The organism is Enterobacter cloacae complex sp. P43RS (assembly GCF_014930585.1).
GTDB lineage: Bacteria > Pseudomonadota > Gammaproteobacteria > Enterobacterales > Enterobacteriaceae > Enterobacter > Enterobacter bugandensis.
On sequence record NZ_JADBRJ010000015.1, the window covers coordinates 1 to 21,749 of the forward strand.

At 56.5% G+C, this 21,749-nt stretch carries 21 protein-coding genes; 13 read left to right on the plus strand and 8 right to left on the minus strand.

Annotation, left to right across the window (positions count from 1 at the left end; all coding sequences use genetic code 11):
- Positions 1–132 precede the first annotated feature (132 nt).
- From pckA to IM294_RS20250, 5 genes are all read right to left on the minus strand, one after another.
- Positions 133–1,752, minus strand: coding sequence for a phosphoenolpyruvate carboxykinase (ATP) (pckA, locus tag IM294_RS20230; RefSeq protein WP_028014671.1), 1,620 nt, complete (start codon positions 1,750–1,752; stop codon positions 133–135).
- A gap of 356 nt (positions 1,753–2,108) precedes the next feature.
- A complete protein-coding gene (hslO, locus tag IM294_RS20235) occupies positions 2,109–2,993 on the minus strand; it encodes an Hsp33 family molecular chaperone HslO (protein ID WP_161495995.1) in 885 nt (294 codons plus the stop codon).
- A gap of 18 nt (positions 2,994–3,011) precedes the next feature.
- The gene (gene hslR / locus IM294_RS20240) at positions 3,012–3,413 is read right to left on the minus strand and encodes a ribosome-associated heat shock protein Hsp15 (protein WP_028014669.1); all 402 of its coding nucleotides are present in this window, start codon (positions 3,411–3,413) and stop codon (positions 3,012–3,014) included.
- Positions 3,410–4,093: a GMP/IMP nucleotidase gene (yrfG, locus tag IM294_RS20245; RefSeq protein ID WP_028014668.1), complete on the minus strand. Its 684-nt coding sequence runs from the start codon at positions 4,091–4,093 to the stop codon at positions 3,410–3,412. Before yrfG ends, hslR begins: the two co-directional genes overlap by 4 nt.
- Positions 4,094–4,160: 67 nt before the next feature.
- Complete coding sequence (locus IM294_RS20250) at positions 4,161–6,296, minus strand: intracellular growth attenuator family protein (RefSeq protein ID WP_126818582.1); 2,136 nt, start codon at positions 6,294–6,296, stop codon at positions 4,161–4,163.
- A 322-nt stretch (positions 6,297–6,618) separates the two neighbouring features.
- On the opposite strand from IM294_RS20250, the gene nudE reads away from it, so the two are divergent.
- Positions 6,619–7,179, plus strand: a complete 561-nt coding sequence (gene nudE, locus IM294_RS20255) for an ADP compounds hydrolase NudE (protein ID WP_028014666.1) — start codon at positions 6,619–6,621, stop codon at positions 7,177–7,179.
- A 79-nt stretch (positions 7,180–7,258) separates the two neighbouring features.
- On the opposite strand, the gene mrcA is transcribed toward nudE, so the two are convergent.
- Positions 7,259–9,811 (minus strand): peptidoglycan glycosyltransferase/peptidoglycan DD-transpeptidase MrcA, encoded by a 2,553-nt coding sequence (mrcA, locus tag IM294_RS20260; protein ID WP_028014665.1) that lies wholly within the window; start codon positions 9,809–9,811, stop codon positions 7,259–7,261.
- A 120-nt stretch (positions 9,812–9,931) separates the two neighbouring features.
- Here mrcA and IM294_RS20265 point away from each other — a divergent pair, with 120 nt between their 5' ends.
- The 12 genes from IM294_RS20265 (at position 9,932) to trpS (ending at position 19,900) form a co-directional block, all read left to right on the plus strand.
- Positions 9,932–10,708 carry a DNA utilization protein HofM gene (locus IM294_RS20265; protein ID WP_126818581.1) on the plus strand — a complete coding sequence of 259 codons (777 nt, stop codon included), beginning with the start codon at positions 9,932–9,934 and terminating at the stop codon, positions 10,706–10,708.
- Positions 10,705–11,199 carry a PilN domain-containing protein gene (locus IM294_RS20270; protein WP_126818580.1) on the plus strand — a complete coding sequence of 165 codons (495 nt, stop codon included), beginning with the start codon at positions 10,705–10,707 and terminating at the stop codon, positions 11,197–11,199. Before IM294_RS20265 ends, IM294_RS20270 begins: the two co-directional genes overlap by 4 nt.
- A 3-nt stretch (positions 11,200–11,202) precedes the next feature.
- On the plus strand, positions 11,203–11,658 hold the full coding sequence (locus IM294_RS20275; RefSeq protein ID WP_185860367.1) for a HofO: 456 nt from the start codon (positions 11,203–11,205) through the stop codon (positions 11,656–11,658).
- Entirely contained in the window at positions 11,648–12,052 is a 405-nt protein-coding gene (locus IM294_RS20280) for a HofP DNA utilization family protein (RefSeq protein ID WP_045259352.1), read from the plus strand. The genes IM294_RS20275 and IM294_RS20280 overlap by 11 nt, the downstream gene beginning before the upstream one ends.
- The gene (gene hofQ, locus IM294_RS20285; RefSeq protein ID WP_126818579.1) at positions 11,964–13,202 is read left to right on the plus strand and encodes a DNA uptake porin HofQ; all 1,239 of its coding nucleotides are present in this window, start codon (positions 11,964–11,966) and stop codon (positions 13,200–13,202) included. The genes IM294_RS20280 and hofQ overlap by 89 nt, the downstream gene beginning before the upstream one ends.
- Before the next feature lie 286 nt (positions 13,203–13,488).
- Positions 13,489–14,010 (plus strand): shikimate kinase AroK, encoded by a 522-nt coding sequence (gene aroK / locus IM294_RS20290; RefSeq protein ID WP_003861630.1) that lies wholly within the window; start codon positions 13,489–13,491, stop codon positions 14,008–14,010.
- Between the two features lie 57 nt (positions 14,011–14,067).
- Positions 14,068–15,156 (plus strand): 3-dehydroquinate synthase, encoded by a 1,089-nt coding sequence (gene aroB, locus IM294_RS20295; protein ID WP_041911921.1) that lies wholly within the window; start codon positions 14,068–14,070, stop codon positions 15,154–15,156.
- A 92-nt stretch (positions 15,157–15,248) separates the two neighbouring features.
- Positions 15,249–16,550, plus strand: coding sequence for a cell division protein DamX (gene damX / locus IM294_RS20300; RefSeq protein WP_041911922.1), 1,302 nt, complete (start codon positions 15,249–15,251; stop codon positions 16,548–16,550).
- 67 nt (positions 16,551–16,617) lie between these two features.
- On the plus strand, positions 16,618–17,430 hold the full coding sequence (dam, locus tag IM294_RS20305) for an adenine-specific DNA-methyltransferase (RefSeq protein ID WP_028014659.1): 813 nt from the start codon (positions 16,618–16,620) through the stop codon (positions 17,428–17,430).
- 41 nt (positions 17,431–17,471) lie between these two features.
- Positions 17,472–18,149 (plus strand): ribulose-phosphate 3-epimerase, encoded by a 678-nt coding sequence (gene rpe / locus IM294_RS20310; RefSeq protein WP_126818578.1) that lies wholly within the window; start codon positions 17,472–17,474, stop codon positions 18,147–18,149.
- Positions 18,142–18,903, plus strand: coding sequence for a phosphoglycolate phosphatase (gene gph, locus IM294_RS20315; RefSeq protein WP_028014658.1), 762 nt, complete (start codon positions 18,142–18,144; stop codon positions 18,901–18,903). The genes rpe and gph overlap by 8 nt, the downstream gene beginning before the upstream one ends.
- A complete protein-coding gene (trpS, locus tag IM294_RS20320; protein ID WP_028014657.1) occupies positions 18,896–19,900 on the plus strand; it encodes a tryptophan--tRNA ligase in 1,005 nt (334 codons plus the stop codon). Before gph ends, trpS begins: the two co-directional genes overlap by 8 nt.
- A gap of 72 nt (positions 19,901–19,972) precedes the next feature.
- Here trpS and IM294_RS20325 read toward each other — a convergent pair whose 3' ends face one another.
- Both IM294_RS20325 and cysG read right to left on the minus strand, forming a co-directional pair.
- Positions 19,973–20,143, minus strand: coding sequence for a YhfL family protein (locus IM294_RS20325; protein ID WP_008503029.1), 171 nt, complete (start codon positions 20,141–20,143; stop codon positions 19,973–19,975).
- A gap of 144 nt (positions 20,144–20,287) precedes the next feature.
- Positions 20,288–21,661, minus strand: coding sequence for a siroheme synthase CysG (gene cysG / locus IM294_RS20330; RefSeq protein ID WP_126818577.1), 1,374 nt, complete (start codon positions 21,659–21,661; stop codon positions 20,288–20,290).
- Positions 21,662–21,749: the final 88 nt, after the last annotated feature.

Here is a 21,749-nt window from a genome sequence, read left to right on the forward strand (position 1 = left end):
GGTTCTTATGCCTCAGTTGTAAGTGTCTACCATGTCCCCGAACAAGTGTTCACTATGTCCCCGGACCGTACACCCACGGGGAGAGGGAGAAAACATTAAAAAAGGCAACTTTCGTTGCCTTTTTGCTTTTACCTACAGCTTCGGTCCCGCACTCACCAGCGCAGCACCCGCCGGGGTATCGGTGTACTTCTCGAAGTTCTCGATAAACAGCTTCGCCAGCGATTCCGCCTTCTCGCGCCACTGTTCCGGCGATCCGTAGGTATTGCGCGGGTCGAGGATACGCGTGTCCACACCCGGCAGTTCCGTCGGAATGGCCAGATCGAACATCGGCAGCGTGAAGGTTTCGGCATTATCCAGAGAACCATCCAGAATGGCGTCGATAATGGCGCGGGTATCTTTGATGGAAATACGCTTGCCGGTACCGTTCCAGCCGGTATTCACCAGGTAGGCCTGCGCGCCGGATGCCTGCATGCGTTTCACCAGCACCTCAGCGTACTGCGTCGGGTGAAGCGACAGGAAGGCTGCACCGAAGCAGGCGGAGAAGGTTGGGGTTGGCTCCGTGACGCCACGCTCGGTACCCGCCAGCTTGGCGGTAAAGCCAGAGAGGAAGTGGTACTGCGTCTGGCTGGCGGTCAGGCGGGAAACCGGTGGCAGCACGCCGAACGCATCCGCCGTCAGGAAAATCACCTTCGTGGCATGGCCCGCTTTTGACACTGGCTTCACGATGTTGTCGATGTGGTAGATCGGGTAAGAGACGCGGGTGTTTTCGGTTTTTGACGCATCGTCGAAGTCGATAGAGCCGTCGGCACGCACGGTGACGTTTTCCAGCAGCGCGTCGCGGCGGATCGCGTGGAAGATATCCGGCTCGGCCTCTTCAGACAGGCGAATGGTCTTCGCGTAGCAACCGCCTTCGAAGTTAAACACCCCATCATCGTCCCAGCCGTGTTCGTCATCGCCAATCAGACGGCGTTTTGGATCGGTGGAGAGCGTGGTTTTCCCGGTGCCGGAAAGACCGAAGAACACCGCTACGTCGCCTTTCTCGCCGACGTTCGCCGAGCAGTGCATAGAGGCAATACCGCGCAGCGGCAGCAGGTAGTTCATGACCGAGAACATCCCTTTCTTCATTTCGCCGCCATACCAGGTACCGCCGATCAGCTGAATACGTTCGGTCAGGTTGAAGGCAATGAAGTTTTCGGAGTTCAGACCCTGCTCTTTCCACTGTGGGTTAGTGCATTTCGCACCGTTCATCACGATGAAGTCAGGTGTGAAGTCCTGCAGCTCTTCGTCGGTCGGACGGATAAACATATTCTTAACGAAATGCGCCTGCCAGGCCACTTCGGTAATGAAACGCACGGAAAGGCGGGTGTCGGCATTAGCGCCGCAGAAAGCGTCGACAATGAACAGACGCTTACCGGAAAGTTGATGGGTGACGAGCCCTTTCAGATGCTGCCAGGTTTCCGGGGAGAGCGGTTTGTTGTCGTTCTTCCCTTTGCCCTTGTCAGCCCACCACAGCGTATCGCGGGTAGTTTCGTCTCGGACGATATACTTATCTTTCGGCGAACGACCGGTAAAGATACCGGTATCGACGGCGATAGCACCAAGGTTCGTCAACACACCGCGCTCGTATCCTTCCAGTGCTGGATTGAGCTCTTCCTGATACAGCGTATCGTAATCGGGGTTGTAGACCACTTCCTGGACGTCGTGAATACCATAAGCCTTGAGATCTTGCGGGGTTAAACCAGTAACACGCATATCACTGCTCCTTAGCCAATATGTACTGCCTGAAATTGTAGGGTTTTTCTGGGGATGTTAACCGCGACGGGGCTCATAGATTTGTGCATCTGGATAAAACCCTTACTAACGGAAAACGCTGCGACTCCAGTCACAGTGCAGGCGGATTATCGCAGGAATCGCTTTTTGGTTGGGGAAAATGTTCCGAAAAGGTTAAGAGGTGGTGATTTTATCGGAGAGAATGTGAATGTAATCGCATACATGTAAGAAAATTACGTAAGAGTTACACAGGGAAAACGATTCAGCTTTTGGGGGATTTTTGCCCCTCACCCTAACCCTCTCCGCAAAGGGGAAAGGGCAGGGTGAGGGGTAGCGTATTAATGAACCTGCGGATCCGCCGGAGAGGCGTTATTGCGGATTTCAGCGATATCCATTGAATTGAACACGTAGTGCGTACCGCAGTAGTCACAGTGCATATCAATTTCGCCGTCTTCAGCCATGATGCTGTCGATCTCTTCATCCGGCAGAGTTTTCAGTGCGCCAGCGCAGCGCTCGCGCGAGCAGGTGCACTTAAACTCCACGGACTGCGGATCGTACACGGTCACTTCTTCTTCGTGGTACAGACGCCACAGCACGTCGGTCGCCGACAGGTTGAACAGTTCTTCCGCCTTGATGGTTTCGGTCAGCGTCGCCAGATGCTCAAAGTCATTGGTCTGTGCGTCCTGCGCTGGCAGAACCTGCAGCAGCATGCCGCCCGCAGCAGGCTGGCCGTCCACTTCACCGGTACGGATGAACAGACGCGTCGGCAGTTGTTCGGAGCGCATGAAGTAATCTTCCAGGCAGGCTGCCAGGGTATCGCCTTCCAGACCGACCACGCCCTGATAGCGTTCACCTTCCTCCGGGGAGATGGTGATCACCAGGTAGCCATTGCCCACCAGCGTTTTGAGATCAGCATTTTCAGGAACGTCGCCCTGAACGCGCGCTACGCCGCGCATCTGCTGCTGGTTATTGCCGTTGATCACCGCCAGCGTCATCGGGCCGTCACCCTGCAGCTGCACGGTGATATCACCGGCAAACTTCAGCGTTGCGGTCAGCAGGCTGGTGGCAACCAGCAGTTCGCCCAACAGGGTCTTCACCGGCAGCGGGTAGTTGTGGTTTTCCAGAATCTGTTTCCAGGTTTCGGATACGGTGACCAGCTCGCCGCGCACGGCGAATTGTTCAAACAGATAGCGGTGTAATTGGTCGTGTTGGGCCATTTTCATCTCTCGTGCGGGTGAGGGTTACTCGCTCTCACCGTGTTTAAATTTCATCAGATCGCGGCGCTCTTTTTTATCCGGTCGCCGGTCCGGGTGGGGCATGGTCAGCGCATTCATTTTGCGCGCCAGCGCGGTCTTCTCGCGCTTTTCAACGCTTTCAGCCGTCTCTTCGTAAAGCAGTACGGCTTCCGATGCGGGCCGCCGCTGTTCGGTAATGGCTTTAATCACTACCGTACGTTCGTCGTTGCCCTGGCGCAGCGTTAAGGTGGCGTTCAGCTCAACCAGCTTGCTCGGCTTGCTGCGCTGGCCGTTGTAATGCACTTTACCGCCGTCAACCATTTCACGGGCAAGGGCGCGCGTTTTATAAAAACGGGCTGCCCACAGCCATTTATCCAGTCTTACCCCATCTGAGGGCTTTTCTTTCATGGCGTCTCCTTCACGGTCAGTGAGGGGATCATCTGGCGGTAGTCGTTCAGTCCCGGATGGCGCAGATAGCTTTTTTCAGCCAGGCCAGAGTCAGGATTAGTGACGCCCAGACAGTAGCGAATGCCAAACGTTGCCGCAGAATCCAGAATAGGCTCGCTGTCGTCAATGAACAGCGTGCGCTCCGGCTGCAGGCCGGTCTCTTCCTTCACCGCATGCCACAACCGCTGATCCTCTTTCGGATAACCAAATGTGTGGGTGGAAAGTAATAAATCAAGGTGCGACGCCAGTCCCGTATGCTCCAGCTTCACGGCCAGGTTATGTGGATGCGCGTTAGTCAGCAAAATACGGCGCTTGCCGCTTGCTTTCAGCGCGTCCAGGAAGGGAACCGTATCTTCGCGCAGCACGGCGCGTGGCCCCTGGGCAGTGGTCATGGCACAAATATCCAAACCGAGGCGCTCGCTCCAGTAGTCCAGACAGTACCAGTTTAGCGTATGTTGCACCGCGCTATATTGCGAACGAATGAACGCTTGCGCTTCTGCCGGGGAGATACCCTGCTGCTCACCATAGGTTTCCGGCACCAGCTTTTGCCAGAAATAGTTATCAAAGGCGAGATCGAGCAGCGTGCCGTCCATATCCAGCAGAACGGTGTCGACCTGCTGCCAGTCGATATCAAGATGCATAGGGGGGAACTCCAGCCAGAAGAAACGTGCGCGACAGGGTAGCACATCTTGTCGCGCAACGACGTTATCAGATCAGGCTCTCAGAGGAGGGGATCAGCTTAGGATTGAGGCAATTCTCATAATATTGCTGGATCTCAGCCAGACGCGTGCGGGAGCGCTGGTAGCGGCGCAGGGCCATAAAACCGTTCCAGAAAATGGCGATCAGCATGGCGATCATCAGCAGAGAGGTGCCAATGTAACGCCACAATCCTGCGCTGTCCGGCATCCGGTGCAGGCCGATATGGCGCGTGCCGTTGGCGTCGGTGTAGATGCTTGTGACAATCCCTTCGGCACTGAACGGCGTTTGCATCAGCATCTGCGCCAGACGCTGGAACTGGCTCCACTGCTCCTGGGCCGGGTAGTCATAAAGCGCTACCTGCGGGTAAGGCTGATCGACCAGGTCGCTGCCTTCATCGCTGGCAATCACAAAGCCGCCCGGTGCAGGACTGTTGAGCGCCTGAGCCGCCCGGGTGGTTTCGCGCATCATAAACGGCGATGTCGAGGTGGCGACCAGGTTATCAAGCGATTCCGCGCTGACCGGACGCAGCAGCACGTTGACGCCATCCAGTCGTCCCGCCTCGGCGCGTTTCACCAGCGAGTCCCAGTCTTTACTGTTCCCGAGGTTAACCAGCGCGTTCTTGAGGCGTATGCACTCATCCTGCGATGAGCATAAGTCCTGGGTTTTCAGGACAATGTCGCCAAAATCATCCAGCAGAATCATGCCTGATTTCTGGATGGCGGAACGCAGCGCGGGGCTGACGCGTGAATCATCGTCCGGTTTCGGGTGCAGCTGGCGGTTGACCGTCTGGGTCAGCGCCGTGGCTTTATTCACCACTTCGGATTCCGGCAGCGGCAGCGGCGGGGCGTCGTTCCAGATAATTTGCGAACAGTCGAACGGCGTGAACGGTGAATTCTGGCGCGTGTTCCACGCCCCCGGAGTATGGATATTACACATTCCGGTGCCTTTCAGGCGCAGCGTATCGCCCACCCGTACACCCGCTTCATCGAGCTGGTTGACGCTGGTCGCCTCGATGGTCTGCGCGCCTTTGAACCACGACAGGGTAAATTTGATGGGCATATCCAGCGGCACGAAAAGCAGCAGCATGATAAACACCAGCCCGGCGCCGGCGGCGATGACCGTGCTGCGGAGCCAGTGCTGAAGCGGGAAATTTTTCACTTCATCATGCAGAGACAGGAAGCGCCCCTGTCGCACAACGTGGCGGTCAAGATAGATATCAATATCGGTTTTCTGCCCTAAATCCTGCGCAATCCACGGTTGCCAGTGGTGCGGGTAGATCAGGTCGATAATCCCGAGTGAGATATTGTTGAGATGCTCCTGATCGTTCTCACCAAACAGGCCCCAGCGCTTTGGCGTGCCGCGCAGGCAGTGGATCTCCCGCAGCGAGGTTTTGGCCGGTGGGGCAAAGAGCCCCCACAGCCCGGCCGCAAGAAGCAACACCGCGCCACCCGCCAGCCATGGGACAAAGACGTCCGGCGTCAGCAGGCAGACAAAAAAGAGCAGGAAAGCGGCAACGATCAGGATGGCTTCACGAATACCGTCCGGACGGCTCAGGGCGTACTCTTCATGCGTCTCCTGACGAATATTCAGCAGCTCAATCTGCTCGGTCTCTTCACCACGAATAGAGGCCTGCGTTGAACTCGCGCGTTCCAGCGCAAAGCGCGGGGCTTCATGAAGATAGTCATTCAGGGTATGGCCGTTGAGCGAGATTACCAGCGGCAGCGAATCGGTATGAATCAGCTCAACGCTGTTTTCGTCGTTAATGTACTGCTCCCAGGACGGAGGCAGATGCACCTCAACCGAATCCAGGTAGTAGCGCCACTTGTTGGGGTCGTCAGTCGTAATGCCGTAGCGAGTGATGGAGCGCGTCACGCAGAGCACGGTGTCACTTTGCGCGTTAAGCTTAAGCGCCACAGGTGCAGTCGTGGCTCCCGTCGGCCCAGGCGTTAACTGAGAACGGTTCAGCGTTTCGAGATAGTTTTCAACTGCATCGCGCTCGTCTTGCGTGAGTTTACGCGTTGTCGCACCCGCGAAGGCATTTAAAAAGGGCAGCCGGTAACGGCGCTGTATGCGTCGCCTGTACAGCCACCCTGCAATCAATGCGCTGACCAGCATAGCAGCGAGAACAATCAAAATGGTGCTCATGCTTTCCCCATCTTACTTATCTTACAGGTGTAGTCAGTAGCACCTTTACATTGAATGAGAGTCTGTGGCTGGCTATCGGCAAGTATGGAGTCGAACTTGAGCATTCTAAAGCGCATCCCAGTGACCGATGATGATAGCAAAGCCTGTCATGGCGCGATATCAGCAAATTCCTGGAAACATTTCAACCTCTTGACATTTGTTTTGAATTGAGGATTGATCCCTGCTGCGTTGCATAAATGTAAATAAAGAACAATTGACATTGCCGAAACCGTGCGGCATATCGCACAATAACGCCAGTTCACACTGCTAAGACCCCATCAAGATGAGCAAACCACTACAAAAACCCACCATTCTGCACGTTGAAACTGTCGCCAAATCGCGCCTGTTTAACGTCGAGAGTGTGGATCTGGAGTTCAGCAACGGTGTGCGTCGTGTTTATGAGCGTATGCGCCCCTCTTCGCGCGAAGCGGTGATGATTGTCCCTATCGTCGACGATCATCTGATTTTGATCCGCGAATACGCCGTGGGGACGGAATCTTACGAGCTTGGGTTCTCGAAAGGGCTCATCGATCCGGGTGAAACGGTCTTTGAAGCAGCAAACCGCGAGCTGAAAGAAGAGGTGGGTTTTGGCGCGAACGAACTGTCGTTCCTGAAAAAGCTGAGCATGGCGCCGTCCTATTTTTCCAGCAAAATGAACATTGTGGTGGCTGAAGATCTCTATCCTGAATCGCTGGAGGGAGATGAACCAGAGCCGCTGCCGCAGGTTCGCTGGCCGCTGGCGCATCTGATGGATCTGCTTGAAGACCCTGACTTTAACGAGGCTCGCAACGTGAGCGCACTGTTCCTGGTTCGCGAGTGGCTGAAAGGGCAAGGGCGGCTGTAGGCCATAAAAAAGCCGGGTGGCGGCTTCGCCTTACCCGGCCTGCAATTCTTTGCCCGGTTTTTACCGGGCATTTTTATGCTTAAAACAGCTCGTGTGTTTCGCCGTTATCAATAATCTCTGTACCCACCTCATGCACCGCCTGTGTGGTTGGCTGCGTACCTTCGATAAAATACTCGGCACGGCTATTACCGCCGTTAGCGAGCTGGCCGGTGCTGCGGTCAATATTGACCGTCACCACGCCCGGTGGCGGCGTCAGCGGCTGCTCCGGCACGCCTTCAAGAACGGATTTCATGTAGGCATCCCAGGCCGGCTGCGCGCTTTTGGCGCCGCCTTCGTAGCCGGAAATCTGATCTTTAATCGCGCCGGATGCCGTGGTACGGCCTAAATCACGGCGATGATCGTCGAAACCGATCCAGACTGACGTCACCACACCCGGCCCATAGCCGGAGAACCACGCATCCTTCGAGCTGTTAGTTGTCCCGGTTTTACCGCCGATATCATGGCGCTGCAGATCGCGCCCTGCTCGCCAGCCGGTACCCTGCCAGCCGGGTTCACCGAAGATGTTGGTGTTCAGCGCGCTCTTGATCAGGAACGCCAGCGGCGTGTTGATCACGTGCGGGGCATACTCCTGCGCGCCGGTTTGCGCCACCAGCGACTGGTTAGCCTGCTCCAGCTGCGGCTGCGGCAAGACGATATTTGGCTGCTCCTGAGAAACGGCAGGGTCTTCCATGTCCTTGTTTTCGAGCACCTCGGATTTCGGCGTATTGCCGTAAATGACCGGAATATCACACTCAGGGCAGGCAATTTTCGGCTTCGCTTCAAACAGCACGCCGCCCTGGTCGTTCTCGATTTTGCTGATGAAGTACGGGTCAACCAGGAAGCCGCCGTTGGCCATCACCGAGTATCCGCGGGCGACCTGAAGCGGCGTAAAGGAGGCTGAGCCCAGCGCCAGCGACTCGGTGCGAACGATGTTCTGCGCCGGGAAGCCGAAGCGCTGCAGGTACTCTGCCGCATAGTCGACGCCCATCGCGCGCATGGCACGCACCATCACCACGTTTTTCGACTGCCCCAGACCCTGGCGAAGACGAATAGGACCGGCATACTCCGCAGGAGAGTTCTTCGGCTGCCAGTCGGAACCGGCACCGGCATCCCAGCGGGAGATCGGCACGTCGTTTAGGATGCTGGCAAGGGTCAGTCCCTTATCCATCGCTGCCGTGTAGAGGAACGGCTTGATGTTGGAACCCACCTGACGCAGCGCCTGCGTGGCGCGGTTAAATTTGCTCTGGTTGAAATCGAACCCGCCGACCAGCGCCATTACCGCCCCGTTCTGTGGGTTGATGGAGACCAGAGCCGAGTTCACATCCGGTACCTGCGCCAGCCACCAGGCATCGCCTGACTTGCGCACCCAAATCTGCTGCCCGGCCTGTACCACGTCGGTCACCTTGCGCGGCGTTGGCCCCTGCAGGGTGTCCGAACGGTATGGACGCGCCCAGCGAATACCGTCCATGCGCAGGGAGACGGACGTGCCGTCCGCCAGCGTCGCAACGGCTTCCTGAGGATCGGCCTGCGTCACTACGGCTGGAAGGAGCGGACCATAGGTTGGCAGCGCTTTCAGCGTGCTGGTGATTTTTTTGCTGTCCCATGCGCTTTCGCCCACTTTCCAGAGCACGTTCGACGGTCCGCGATAGCCGTGACGCATATCGTAGTCCATCACGTTATTGCGCACCGCGTCCTGAGCCGCCTGCTGCACTTTACGGGTAACGGTGGTGTACACGCGATAGCCATCTTCATAGGCCTTGTCGCCATAACGACTCACCATCTCCTGGCGCACCATTTCGGTCAAATAAGGGGCAGAGAAGGCGATCTCAGGCGCGTGATAATTGGCGTCAATGACGTCGTTACGCGCCTGGTCGTACTCGCTCTGGCTGATATAGCCTTCGCTCAGCATACGTGACAGGACGACATTACGGCGTGAGGTAGCGCGATCGAGCGAGTAAAGCGGGTTAAACGTGGACGGCGCTTTTGGCAGACCGGCAATGGTTGCCATTTCGCTTAGGGTGAGCTGTTCAACAGGCTTACCGAAGTACACCTGCGCGGCTGCCCCCACGCCATAGGCACGGTAGCCCAGGTAGATTTTATTGAGGTACAGCTCAAGGATCTCGTCCTTGTTCAGCAGTTGCTCAATACGGATCGCCAGGAACACCTCTTTGATCTTACGCGTCAGCGTCTTTTCAGGGCTGAGGAAGAAGTTTCGCGCCAGCTGTTGCGTAATGGTGCTCGCCCCCTGGGAGGCGTGACCGGAGAACAACGCAATGCTTGCGGCACGGAAAATCCCGACCGGATCGACACCGTGGTGCTCGTAGAAACGGCTGTCCTCCGTGGCGATAAAAGCTTTCACCATCACGGGGGGAATTTGGTTTAAGGTCAGCGGGATACGACGCTTCTCGCCATACTGCGCCATCAGCTCGCCATCGGCGCTATAGACCTGCATTGGGATCTGGAGACGCACATCGCGGAGCGTGGCGACATCAGGTAGCTGTGGCTCAATATATTTGTACAAACCGTAAATCGAGCCTGCTCCCAGCAGAATGCAACAGACTGCAAGGATGAATAAATACTTTACGAACTTCACCGGAGATTTCCCATTTGGTTTCACTTGGGCAGTTTCTAAACAATCGCGCGGTAGTATAAAGGCAAGCCTGATTCATTGATATAGCCGTCAAGGCGACGGGCGATAAGGAGATCGTGAAGCATGGCTTTCAAAACATGGCAAACGGGCGTTCATATTCAACAGGATAAGGTGCTGATTACGGCACTGGTCCGGGAGAGAGGCGGCTGGTGCTTACGCCACTGGTGGGCCATTTCTCTGGCCGAAGGCATCATTCGTGACAGCAAAATTTGTCAGCCAGAAGCGCTGGCCGATGCCTTACGCGACTGGCGAAAAGCGCTCCCGCACTACCACCGGGTATTTCTCTCCTTTCCTGCTGCACGGACTCTGCAAAAAACGTTGCCCCGACCGGCTCTTGCATTGCGCGACAGCGAGCAGCTCTCGTGGATGGGGGCGGCGCTTTCGCGCGAACTGGAGATGTCGACAGAGTCCCTCTGTTTCGACTACACCCAGGACACCTTCAGCAATACGTTTCACGTGACTGCCGCACAAAACAAAGAGGTTGAAACGCTTCTTGACCTGGCGAAAACGCTACGTTTGCGGCTGGCGACCATCACCCCGGATGCCAGCGCGCTGGCGAACCTGCTGCCTGCGTTAGCGCCGACGCAGTGCGTCGCCTGGCGGGATGCGCATCACTGGCTGTGGGCTATGCGCCATCAGTGGGGGCGTCGTTATACCACTGAAGCAGAAAACGTTACTGAGCTGGCGGCGCTGCTGGCCCTCAACCAGAATGACATCGCGCTCTTTGATGCCGAACGAACCCCATGGGAAACGCTGCAGCGCTGGCATGCGCCTCTTCCCGAATGCGGGGCTGACTATACCGTCGCGCTGGCGCTGGCCATGAGCGAGGTGCCTGAATGAACGTGACCAACTTCCTGCCCTGGCGCCAGCAGCGGCGCGCGCGATGCCTGCGTTTCTGGGGAACCGTGTTTTTCGGCGCATTGCTGCTCATGCTGGTGACCGTTTTTAGCGTAAGGATGAATTATCTGGTAACGCTGCGCGCGCTGCAGGCTCAACTGGCGGGTACGCAGTCCGTGCAGCGTGGTCTTGTGTCTCGCCAGCGACCCACCCCAGAGGTGCAGAACCCTGCGGGCACGCCGCAGCACCGCGCATGGCAACCGGTGCTGGAGTCACTTTCTGAGGCCATGCCTGCGCAGGTATGGCTGACAGAGCTGCGTTATCAGCCTCCTGCTCTGATGTTGATCGGATATGCCACTACCCTGCAGGCACTTTCTGCCTTGCGTAATGGGCTGGAGCACATAGACGGCTTTACGCCCGGTTCTGAGGGGGAACTCCGGCAGGATAGCCAGGGGCGCTGGATGTTCACTCTGCACCTGAAAAGCGAGGGGTAATGCATGGAGACCTTGCTAGAACGCTGGTGTGAAAGTCGTCCCTGGTGTCGGCTGGTCTGCGGGGGGCTGGGTATCCTCCTGATGGGCCTGACAGCATGGGGTGTATTGCTCCGGCCAGCAGAGAGGCAGTGTGCGGATCAGCGGCAGCAGTTGAGCCAGGCGGCGCGGACTAACGCGTCGCTGTGGCCCACCGCCAGTCAGGCGCCGTTTAGCCCGCAAAACCGGACGGCACTGGAGATAAAGCCCTTTTCACCGCTCGATTTTCAGGGAGAGGGCACAAAGCTTCTTCACTGGAAGCCGTTGCAAAACGGCGGTGAACTGGCGCTGGAGGCGGAGTGGCAGGCGATCCCGCCTCTTTTTTCCCGGCTGGCGCAGCGGGATGTGCGGGTCGCTGCTTTTACGCTTGAGCCACAAAGTACGGCGTTACGCCTGAGGCTGGAGCTGGAATATGCGAAATAGCGCGAGATACCTGCTGGTTTGCTCGGCGCTGCTGTTGACCGGCATGCGCGATCCGTTTCGCCCACCGGACGACCCCTGCGCCACAGCCGAACTGGCACAGTGGCACTACCGCGGAATGGTGGGAGGGCAGCAGCGCGTTGGTATTTTGCTGGATGGGCAACGGCGCTGGCATCGTCTGAAAGAGCACGATCGTTTCCCGGCGGGCTGGCGGATAACGGCCATCAATGAAACGGAACTGGTTGTTGATGTGGGTGACACATGCGATCCCGAAGAATGGGCGTGGCAACGAGAAGGAAAGGATAAAAATGAAGTTAAGGATAGTGCTGTTGCTGCTGGCGTTCAGCCGCCCGCTGTGGGCAGTCGCGCCAAAGCCGGTCACGCTGGTGGTGGATGACGTGCCGGTGGTTCAGGTGCTACAGGCGCTGGTTGCGCAGGAGAACCGTAATCTGGTGGTATCGCCGGATGTCGGCGGCACGCTCTCGCTTAACCTGACGCGCGTTCCCTGGCGGCAGGCGTTACAGACGGTAGTCACCAGCGCCGGACTCGTTTTACGAGAGGAGAGCGGTATTTATTATGTCCATACCGCAGCCTGGCAGCGTGAACAGCGGGAACGTTTAGAGCAGGAGCGAGCGCGTCGACAGCTTGATGCTCCGCTGGTCTCGCACAGCATCCCATTTTCTTATGCGGATGCCGGAGAACTGCAAAAAGCGGCTGAAAAGCTCCTGAGCCCAAAGGGGAGTTTATCTGTCGACAAACGCACCAACCGTCTACTGGTCAGGGATAGCCAGGTGGTACTGGAGGCGCTGCAGCAGTGGGCGGCTCAGATGGATATTCCCGTCGAGCAGGTCGAACTGGCAGCGCACATTGTCACCATTAATGAAAAAAGCCTGCGGGAGTTGGGGGTGAAGTGGAATCTTGCCGAGGCCACTGAGGCGGGCAAGGTTGGACAGCTCACGACGCTTGGCAGCGATCTTTCCGTGGCCAGTGCTACCACGCATGCGGGGTTTAATATCGGGCGAATTAACGGCAGGCTGCTGGATCTGGAGCTCTCTGCGCTGGAGCAAAAACAGCAGGTCGATATCATTGCCAGCCCGCGGCTGCTGGCCTCGCACATGCAACCGGCCAGCATTAAGCAGGGGAGTGAGATCCCGTATCAGGTTTCAAGCGGTGAAAGCGGGGCGACCTCGGTGGAGTTCAAAGAGGCGGTACTCGGAATGGAGGTCACGCCGGTAGTATTGCCCGGTGGGCGCGTGCGCCTGAAGCTACACATCAGTGAAAACATGCCGGGACAGGTGCTGCAGCAGGCCGATGGCGAAACGCTTGCCATCGATAAACAGGAGATAGAAACCCAGGTGGAGGTAAAAAGTGGAGAAACGCTGGCGCTGGGGGGAATTTTCTCGCAAAAGAACAAAACCGGCAGTGACAGCGTGCCCGGGCTTGGGAGCATCCCCTGGCTGGGACAGCTTTTTCGCCATGATGGAAAAGATAATGAGCGGCGTGAGTTAGTGGTGTTTATTACGCCACGTCTGGTCGGTATTCACTAACGGGTAACGATCCCCGCAATGATTTTGCATTCAGTTTGTTGCAGATGTTTGACGTGGGGCATGAATTAGCATACAAGGAGTACCGATTTGAGTTGGACTTACGTCTTATTACCTTATGCGTCCGGCGCGGTGATTTAATCAGTTGCCAAACAAGCCGGAGTATTGAGATAATTTTTAGTCTGACTCTCGCTCTATTGCATATGAGGTTTCAGTTCATGTCCTGCTACGCCGGGTGTCTGCGAAGCGGGGATTACCATTAACGAATAGTCTTAGTAGTACCGATAAAATGGCAGAGAAACGCAATATCTTTCTGGTTGGGCCTATGGGTGCCGGCAAAAGCACTATTGGGCGTCAGTTAGCTCAACAACTCAATATGGAATTTTACGATTCTGATCAAGAGATTGAGAAACGAACCGGAGCTGATGTGGGCTGGGTTTTCGATGTAGAAGGCGAAGAAGGTTTCCGTGACCGAGAAGAAAAAGTGATCAACGAACTCACGGAAAAACAGGGCATCGTACTGGCAACAGGCGGCGGCTCTGTGAAATCTCGCGAAACCCGCAACCGTCTCTCCGCCCGTGGCGTAGTGGTCTATCTTGAGACGACCATTGAGAAACAGCTGGCACGTACGCAGCGCGATAAAAAGCGCCCGCTGCTGCAGGTTGAAACGCCACCACGCGAAGTTCTGGAAGCGTTGGCCGACGAACGCAATCCGCTGTATGAAGAGATTGCCGATGTGACCATTCGTACTGACGATCAGAGCGCTAAAGTGGTTGCAAACCAGATTATTCATATGCTGGAAAGCAACTGATTCTGGCTTTATATACACTCGCCTGCGGGTAAAAGCATTAAAGGTGGATGTCGCGTCATGGAGAGGATTACAGTTACTCTCGGGGAACGTAGTTACCCTATCACCATCGCGGCTGGTTTGTTTAACGACCCAGCTTCCTTTTTACCACTAAAAGCGGGTGATCAGGCGATGCTGGTCACCAATGAGACGCTGGCTCCGCTTTATCTCGACCGAGTGCGCCACCTGCTTGAGCAGGCAGGCGTAAAAGTCGACAGTGTGATTCTGCCCGATGGCGAGCAGTATAAAAGCCTGACGGTACTCGATACCGTCTTTACCGCATTGCTGCAAAAACCGCACGGTCGCGATACAACACTGCTTGCCCTGGGCGGCGGTGTTGTGGGCGATCTGACCGGCTTTGCGGCCGCAAGCTATCAGCGTGGCGTCCGTTTTATTCAAATCCCGACCACGTTGCTGTCTCAGGTCGACTCCTCTGTCGGTGGCAAAACGGCAGTCAACCATCCCCTCGGCAAAAACATGATTGGCGCGTTCTACCAGCCTGCGTCGGTGGTGGTGGATCTCGACTGCCTGAAAACCCTGCCGAAACGCGAGCTGGCCTCTGGCCTGGCTGAAGTGATCAAATACGGCATTATTCTGGATGGCGAGTTCTTTAACTGGCTTGAAGAGAATATGGATGCGCTGCTGCGCCTGGATGAGGCGAAACTGGCATACTGCATTCGTCGTTGTTGTGAGCTAAAAGCAGAAGTTGTCGCGGCAGACGAGCGTGAAACCGGCTTACGTGCTTTACTGAATCTTGGGCATACGTTTGGCCACGCCATTGAAGCCGAAATGGGTTATGGCAACTGGCTGCACGGTGAAGCCGTCGCGGCTGGCATGGTCATGGCAGCCCGCACCTCTGAACGTCTTGGGCAGTTTAAACCGGAAGAGACGGCACGTATCATTGCGCTACTTGAACGTGCAGGTTTGCCGGTAACCGGGCCGCAGGAGATGTCGGCGCAGGCGTATTTACCCCACATGATGCGCGATAAAAAAGTATTGGCAGGTGAGATGCGTCTTGTACTCCCGCTTGCAATAGGGAAGAGTGAAGTGCGCGGCGGAGTGTCGCACGATGTCGTTCTTGGCGCCATTGCTGATTGCCAGCAGGCGTAACAACTAGAAAGGTCAGGCCACTGTTATCGGTGGTCGTTTAGCTTCAGGCGAAATGCAAAGACGTAGGCATAAGCCTTTGAGTGGGGTGTTAAATGGATGAATTCAAACCAGAAGACGAGCTGAAACCCGATCCCAGCGATCGTCGTACTGGTCGTTCTCGTCAATCTTCAGAACGTGATAACGAGCCGCAGATCAACTTTGACGATGTTGATCTGGATGCAGACGATCGTCGCCCTTCGCGCAGCCGCAACGCGCGTGATGAGCGAGAAGAAGAGGATTATGAGTCCGAAGAAGATTCAATGGACGAACAGCCTGTAGAGCGTCGCCCGCGTAAACGTAAAAAAGCCGCTGCGCAGAAACCGGCCTCCCGTCAGTACATCATGATGGGACTTGGCGTTCTGGTGCTTGTGCTGCTGATTGTTGGCATTGGCTCCGCGCTGAAAGCACCGTCCACCAACTCAACCGAACAAACCGCCTCCGCAGAGAAGAGCATCAACCTCTCCGGTAATGATGCGACGGATCAGGCGAATGGTGCACAGCCAGCGCCGGGCACCACTTCCGCTGAGCAGACTGCCAGCAACACAACGACGCCGCAGGATGTTTCTCTGCCGCCCGTTTCATCAACGCCTGCTCAGGGCCAGGCACCTGTCACGCCCGAAGGCCAGCAGCGTGTTGAAGTTCAGGGAGACCTGAACAATGCGCTGATGCAGCCGCAAAACCAGCAGCAGGTTGATAACGTTGTGGTTAACTCTACGCTGCCAACTGAACCTGCAACCGTCGCGCCGATCCACGGTGCTACCGCGCAGCCGCAGACGGCAGCAACGGAAACTAAACCGCGCCAGACGCAAACTGCGACGCGTCCTGAACGTAAGCAGGCGGTCATTGAGCCGAAGCGTGAAACCAAGCCTCAGGCCGTGGTAAAAGCGCCTGAAGTGAAAGCCGCACCGGCACAGCCGAAACGCACTGAAACGGCTGCCGTGAGCGAGCCGGCCAAAGCGCCAGTCACGCAGACTGCGCCGAAAGCGACGGCAACCACAACAGCACCTGCTGCCACCGCTGCGCCTGCCGCAACGGCGACGGCTTCCAGTGCTGCAGCAGGTAAAACAGCTGGCAACGTCGGTTCGCTGAAATCTGCACCGTCCAGCAACTACACGCTGCAGTTGAGCAGTTCGTCTAACTATGACAACCTCAACGGCTGGGCGAAGAAATCGAATCTGAAAAACTACGTGGTTTATCAGACAACCCGTAACGGACAGCCGTGGTACGTGCTGGTGAGCGGTGTGTATGCTTCTAAAGATGAAGCGAAGCGCGCCGTGGCGACACTGCCAGCAGACGTTCAGGCGAAAAACCCGTGGGCGAAGCCGATTCATCAGGTGCAGGCCGATCTGAAGTAATGTTTAAAGCGCAGGATGCTGTCGGAGCTTTCTCCACAGCCGGAGAAGGTGTAATCAGTTAGTCAGCATGAAAAAAAATCGCGCTTTTCTGAAATGGGCAGGGGGGAAATACCCCCTGCTTGATGATATTAAAAAGCACCTGCCAAAAGGCGAGTGTCTTATCGAGCCCTTCGTGGGTGCGGGATCGGTGTTCCTGAACACCGATTTTTCTCGTTATATCCTGGCGGATATCAACAGCGACCTTATCAGCCTCTATAACATCGTTAAGCTGCGTACCGATGAGTATGTGGAAGAGGCGCGCAAGCTGTTTACGCCAGAGAACAACAGCCCTGATGTCTACTATCAGTTCCGCACGGAATTTAATCAGAGCCAGGATCCGTTCCGCCGTGCGCTGCTGTTCCTTTACCTCAACCGTCATGGTTACAACGGCCTGTGCCGGTATAATCTGCGCGGCGAATTTAACGTGCCGTTTGGTCGTTATAAGCGCCCGTACTTCCCGCAGGACGAGCTGTATCATTTTGCGAAGAAAGCGCAGAATGCAGAGTTCCACTGCCTCTCCTATGAAGAGTGCATGGAACTGGCAGGCGTAAACTCGGTGGTCTACTGCGATCCGCCTTATGCGCCGCTGTCTGCGACGGCGAACTTCACCGCCTACCACACCAATAGCTTCAGCCCGGCCGAACAGGCCCGCCTGGCGGAGATGGCGGAAAAACTGGTCAGCAAAAGAATTCCGGTGTTAATTTCAAATCACGATACCCCTGATACGCGCGAATGGTACAAAGCCGCGAAGCATTTTCAGGTTAAGGTGCGGCGTAGCATTAGCAGCAACGGCGGCACACGTAAAAAGGTGGACGAACTCCTGGCTCTTTATCGCCCCTGAGCCGTTTTGCCCGCCGGTAAACACATTTCAAGGAGATGCGGATGAAACAGTTTTTGATTGCCCCCTCAATTCTGTCGGCCGATTTTGCCCGCCTGGGTGAAGACACGGCGGAAGCTCTCGCAGCTGGCGCAGATGTCGTCCATTTCGACGTTATGGATAACCACTACGTTCCCAATCTGACCATCGGTCCGATGGTGCTCAAGGCCCTGCGTAACTACGGCATTACCGCACCGATCGACGTTCACCTGATGGTGAAGCCTGTCGACCGCATCGTGCCTGACTTTGCCGCAGCGGGCGCCAGCATTATCACTTTCCATCCGGAAGCCTCCGAGCACGTTGACCGCACGCTGCAGCTGATCAAAGAGAACGGCTGTAAGGCGGGGCTGGTGTTTAACCCGGCAACACCGTTGAGCTATCTCGATTACTTGATGGACAAGCTGGACGTGATTTTGCTGATGTCCGTCAACCCGGGCTTTGGCGGCCAGTCGTTCATCCCTCACACGCTGGATAAGCTGCGCGAAGTGCGCCGTCGCATTGACGAGTCTGGCTATGATATTCGTCTGGAAGTGGACGGCGGTGTGAAAGTGAATAATATTGGCGAAATTGCGGCAGCGGGCGCGGATATGTTCGTTGCAGGTTCGGCAATTTTCGACCAACCGGATTACAAAAAAGTCATTGATGAAATGCGCCGCGAGCTGGCGAAGGTAAGTCATGGATAAATTGCAGGCAATTCGGGGTGTGGCATTCGACCTCGACGGCACGCTGGTGGACAGCGCGCCGGGCTTAACGAGCGCCGTCGATCAGGCGCTTTATGCACTGGAACTGCCCGTTGCGGGCGAAGATCGTGTGATTACGTGGATTGGCAACGGTGCCGATGTCCTGATGGAGCGCGCGTTGACGTGGGCTCGTCAGGAACGCGCGTCGCAGCGTTCCGCGCAGGGGAAACCAAGCGTCGATCACGCCGATATCCCTCAGGATGAGCAGCTGCGTATTCTGCGCAAGCTGTTCGATCGCTTCTACGAAGAGACCGTCGAGGAGGGGAGCTTCCTTTTCCCGGACGTCCAGGAAACCCTGAGCGCGCTGCACGCGAAAGGCATCCCGCTGGGACTGGTGACCAACAAGCCGACGCCGTTTGTTGCGCCGCTGCTGGAAGCGCTCAATATCGCGAAATATTTCTCCGTGATTGTAGGCGGGGATGACGTGCAGAACAAAAAGCCGCATCCGGAGCCGCTGTTGCTGGTGGCAGGAAAATTATCCTTAACGCCTGCGGAGCTGCTCTTTGTCGGGGATTCGCGTAATGATATTCTGGCTGCCCGAGCGGCGGGGTGTCCTTCCGTCGGTTTAACCTATGGCTACAACTACGGTGAGGCCATTACGCTGAGTGAGCCGGATGTTGTGTTCGACCACTTCAAAGATTTGTTGCCCGCACTCGGGCTTTCGCACAGTGAACATCAGGAATTGAATAATGACTAAGCCCATCGTTTTTAGTGGCGCACAGCCTTCAGGTGAATTGACCATTGGTAACTACATGGGTGCGTTGCGTCAGTGGGTCAGCATGCAGGATGACTACCATTGCATTTACTGCATCGTAGATTTGCATGCTATCACCGCGCGTCAGGATCCTGAGAAGCTGCGCAAAGCCACCCTGGACACCCTGGCCCTCTATCTGGCCTGCGGTATCGATCCTGAAAAGAGCACCATTTTCGTTCAGTCTCACGTGCCGGAGCATGCGCAGCTGGGCTGGGCGCTGAACTGCTATACCTATTTCGGCGAGCTGAGCCGCATGACCCAGTTCAAGGATAAGTCTGCCCGCTACTCTGAAAACATCAACGCTGGCCTGTTCGACTATCCGGTGTTGATGGCGGCCGACATCCTGCTGTACCAGACCAACCAGGTGCCGGTGGGTGAAGACCAGAAGCAGCATCTGGAGCTGAGCCGTGATATCGCCCAGCGCTTTAACGCGCTTTACGGCGACGTATTCAAAGTGCCAGAGCCGTTTATTCCTAAATCCGGCGCGCGCGTGATGTCGCTGCTGGAGCCAACCAAGAAGATGTCCAAGTCTGACGATAACCGCAACAACGTTATCGGCCTGCTGGAAGATCCGAAATCGGTGGTGAAAAAGCTCAAGCGCGCGGTCACCGACTCCGACGAGCCGCCTGTGGTGCGCTACGACGTGCAGAACAAAGCGGGCGTCTCCAACCTGCTGGACATTCTCTCCGGCGTGACCGGCCAGAGCATTCCCGAGCTGGAAAAACACTTCGAAGGCAAGATGTACGGCCACCTGAAGGGTGAAGTGGCAGAGGCCGTTTCCGGCATGCTGACCGAGCTGCAGGAGCGCTACAACCGCTACCGTAACGACGAAGCCTTCCTGCAAAAAGTGATGAAAGACGGTGCGGAAAAAGCCAGCGCGCGCGCGTCCGAAACCCTGAAAGCGGTGTACGAGGCGATTGGGTTTGTGGCGAAACCTTAAGCCGCTACCCGACAAATACGGACTCAATAAAAAAACCGGGAAATCCCCGGTTTTTTTACGCCTGAAAAACGCTTACTGCTGTGCCGCCGGGCCGCAACCGCCGATGATCTTCGAAATGGAGATCGCCGGGTGCAGCAGGTAATCGTAGCTGCAGTTATTTTTAGTATTTTGAACGTGACCGGTGCAGGCGGTCAGAGTCGATAACAGGCCAACCAGAACGGCGGCTTTTGCCAGCTTGAACATACGCATTCCTTGTCTAAAAATCTTAAATTGGATGTAACACGAGGGAATAAATGGAAAAGTTCCACTATGCGAGCGGTATGTTATCGACTGAGGTATGAAGGGAGTAGTCCGCTTAAGGACTACTCGAAGGAGGGAGAATATGCGTTAGTGATTCGAGAACCAGTTCAGCTTATCGCGCAGTTCAACCACGCGACCCACCACAATCAGCGCCGGGCTTTCGACCTGCTGCGCCAGCTCACCGAGCTGCGTCAGCGTGCCATTCACCACGCGCTGCTTGATTGACGTCCCGTTTTCCACCAGCGCAACGGGCATATCAGCCTCCATGCCGTGTTCCAGCAGTTTCGCCTGGATGGTGGCGGCCTGGTTCAGCCCCATGTAGAACACCAGCGTCTGCTTTTCAGCGGCCAGGTTATGCCAGTCCAGTTCGCTGCCGGTTTTCAGGTGGCCCGTGACCAGACGCACGCTCTGGGCGTAGTCGCGATGGGTCAACGGAATGCCAGAGTAGGCTGAACAGCCGGATGCCGCCGTTATGCCCGGCACCACGGAGAACGGAATGCCTGCATTGCACAGGGTTTCCAGCTCCTCGCCGCCGCGGCCAAAGATAAACGGATCGCCGCCCTTAAGGCGCACCACGCGTTTTCCCTTTTGCGCTTCACGCAGCAGGATCTGATTAATCTCCTCCTGCGGCACGCAGTGGTAGCCTGCCCGTTTACCGACGAAGACGCGGTCGGCGTCGCGGCGCACCAGGTTCATGATGTCATCGGAGACCAGGCGGTCATACACCACGATATCCGCCTGCTGGATCTGCTGGAGCCCTTTCAGGGTCAGTAAACCCGCATCTCCCGGACCAGCCCCGACCAGCACCACTTCACCACGGTGATCCAGCGGCTCGCTCAGCAGCTGCTCGGTCGTCTCTTCAATCGCTTTCGCGTCCTGATTCGCCAGCGACTGCGCCAGCCTGTCGTTAATGAAAAATTTCTCCCAGAAGCGACGACGCTCACCCACGGTTGAGAAGGTTTGCTTCACGCGGGAGCGAAGCTGCCCGGCGTAGTGGGCTATCTGGCCGAGATGCTGCGGCAAAATAGCTTCCAGTTTTTCCCGCAGCAGGCGGGCAAGTACGGGCGAGCGGCCGCCGGAAGACACCGCGATCATCAGCGGTGAACGGTCGATAATCGACGGCATGATAAAGCTGGCCTCTTTCGGCGCATCCACCACGTTGCAGAAGATCCGGCGCGCTTCGCAGGCGTCGCTGACGCGCTGGTTCACTTCATCGTCATCCGTCGCGGCAATGGTCAGCCAGCAGGTATCCAGCAGGGACTCATCAAACTCCCCCTGCACCAGCGTGAGCATCCCTTCCTGCGCCCAGACGTCAAACTGCGGAGCGAAGGTGAGGGCATTGACGGTCAGTCGGGCTCCAGCATCCAGCAGCAGGCGCGCTTTGCGTTCAGCCACATCGCCGCCGCCCACAAGCAGGCAGTCGCGATGGCGTAATTGACAGAAAATCGGCAGGTGGTCCACGACGTTACCTCACAGCATTCAAGGAGGGGGTAAGAATTGACGTCAGGATAACAGCAGGAATCGTACAGAACATACGGTTTTTCCTGCC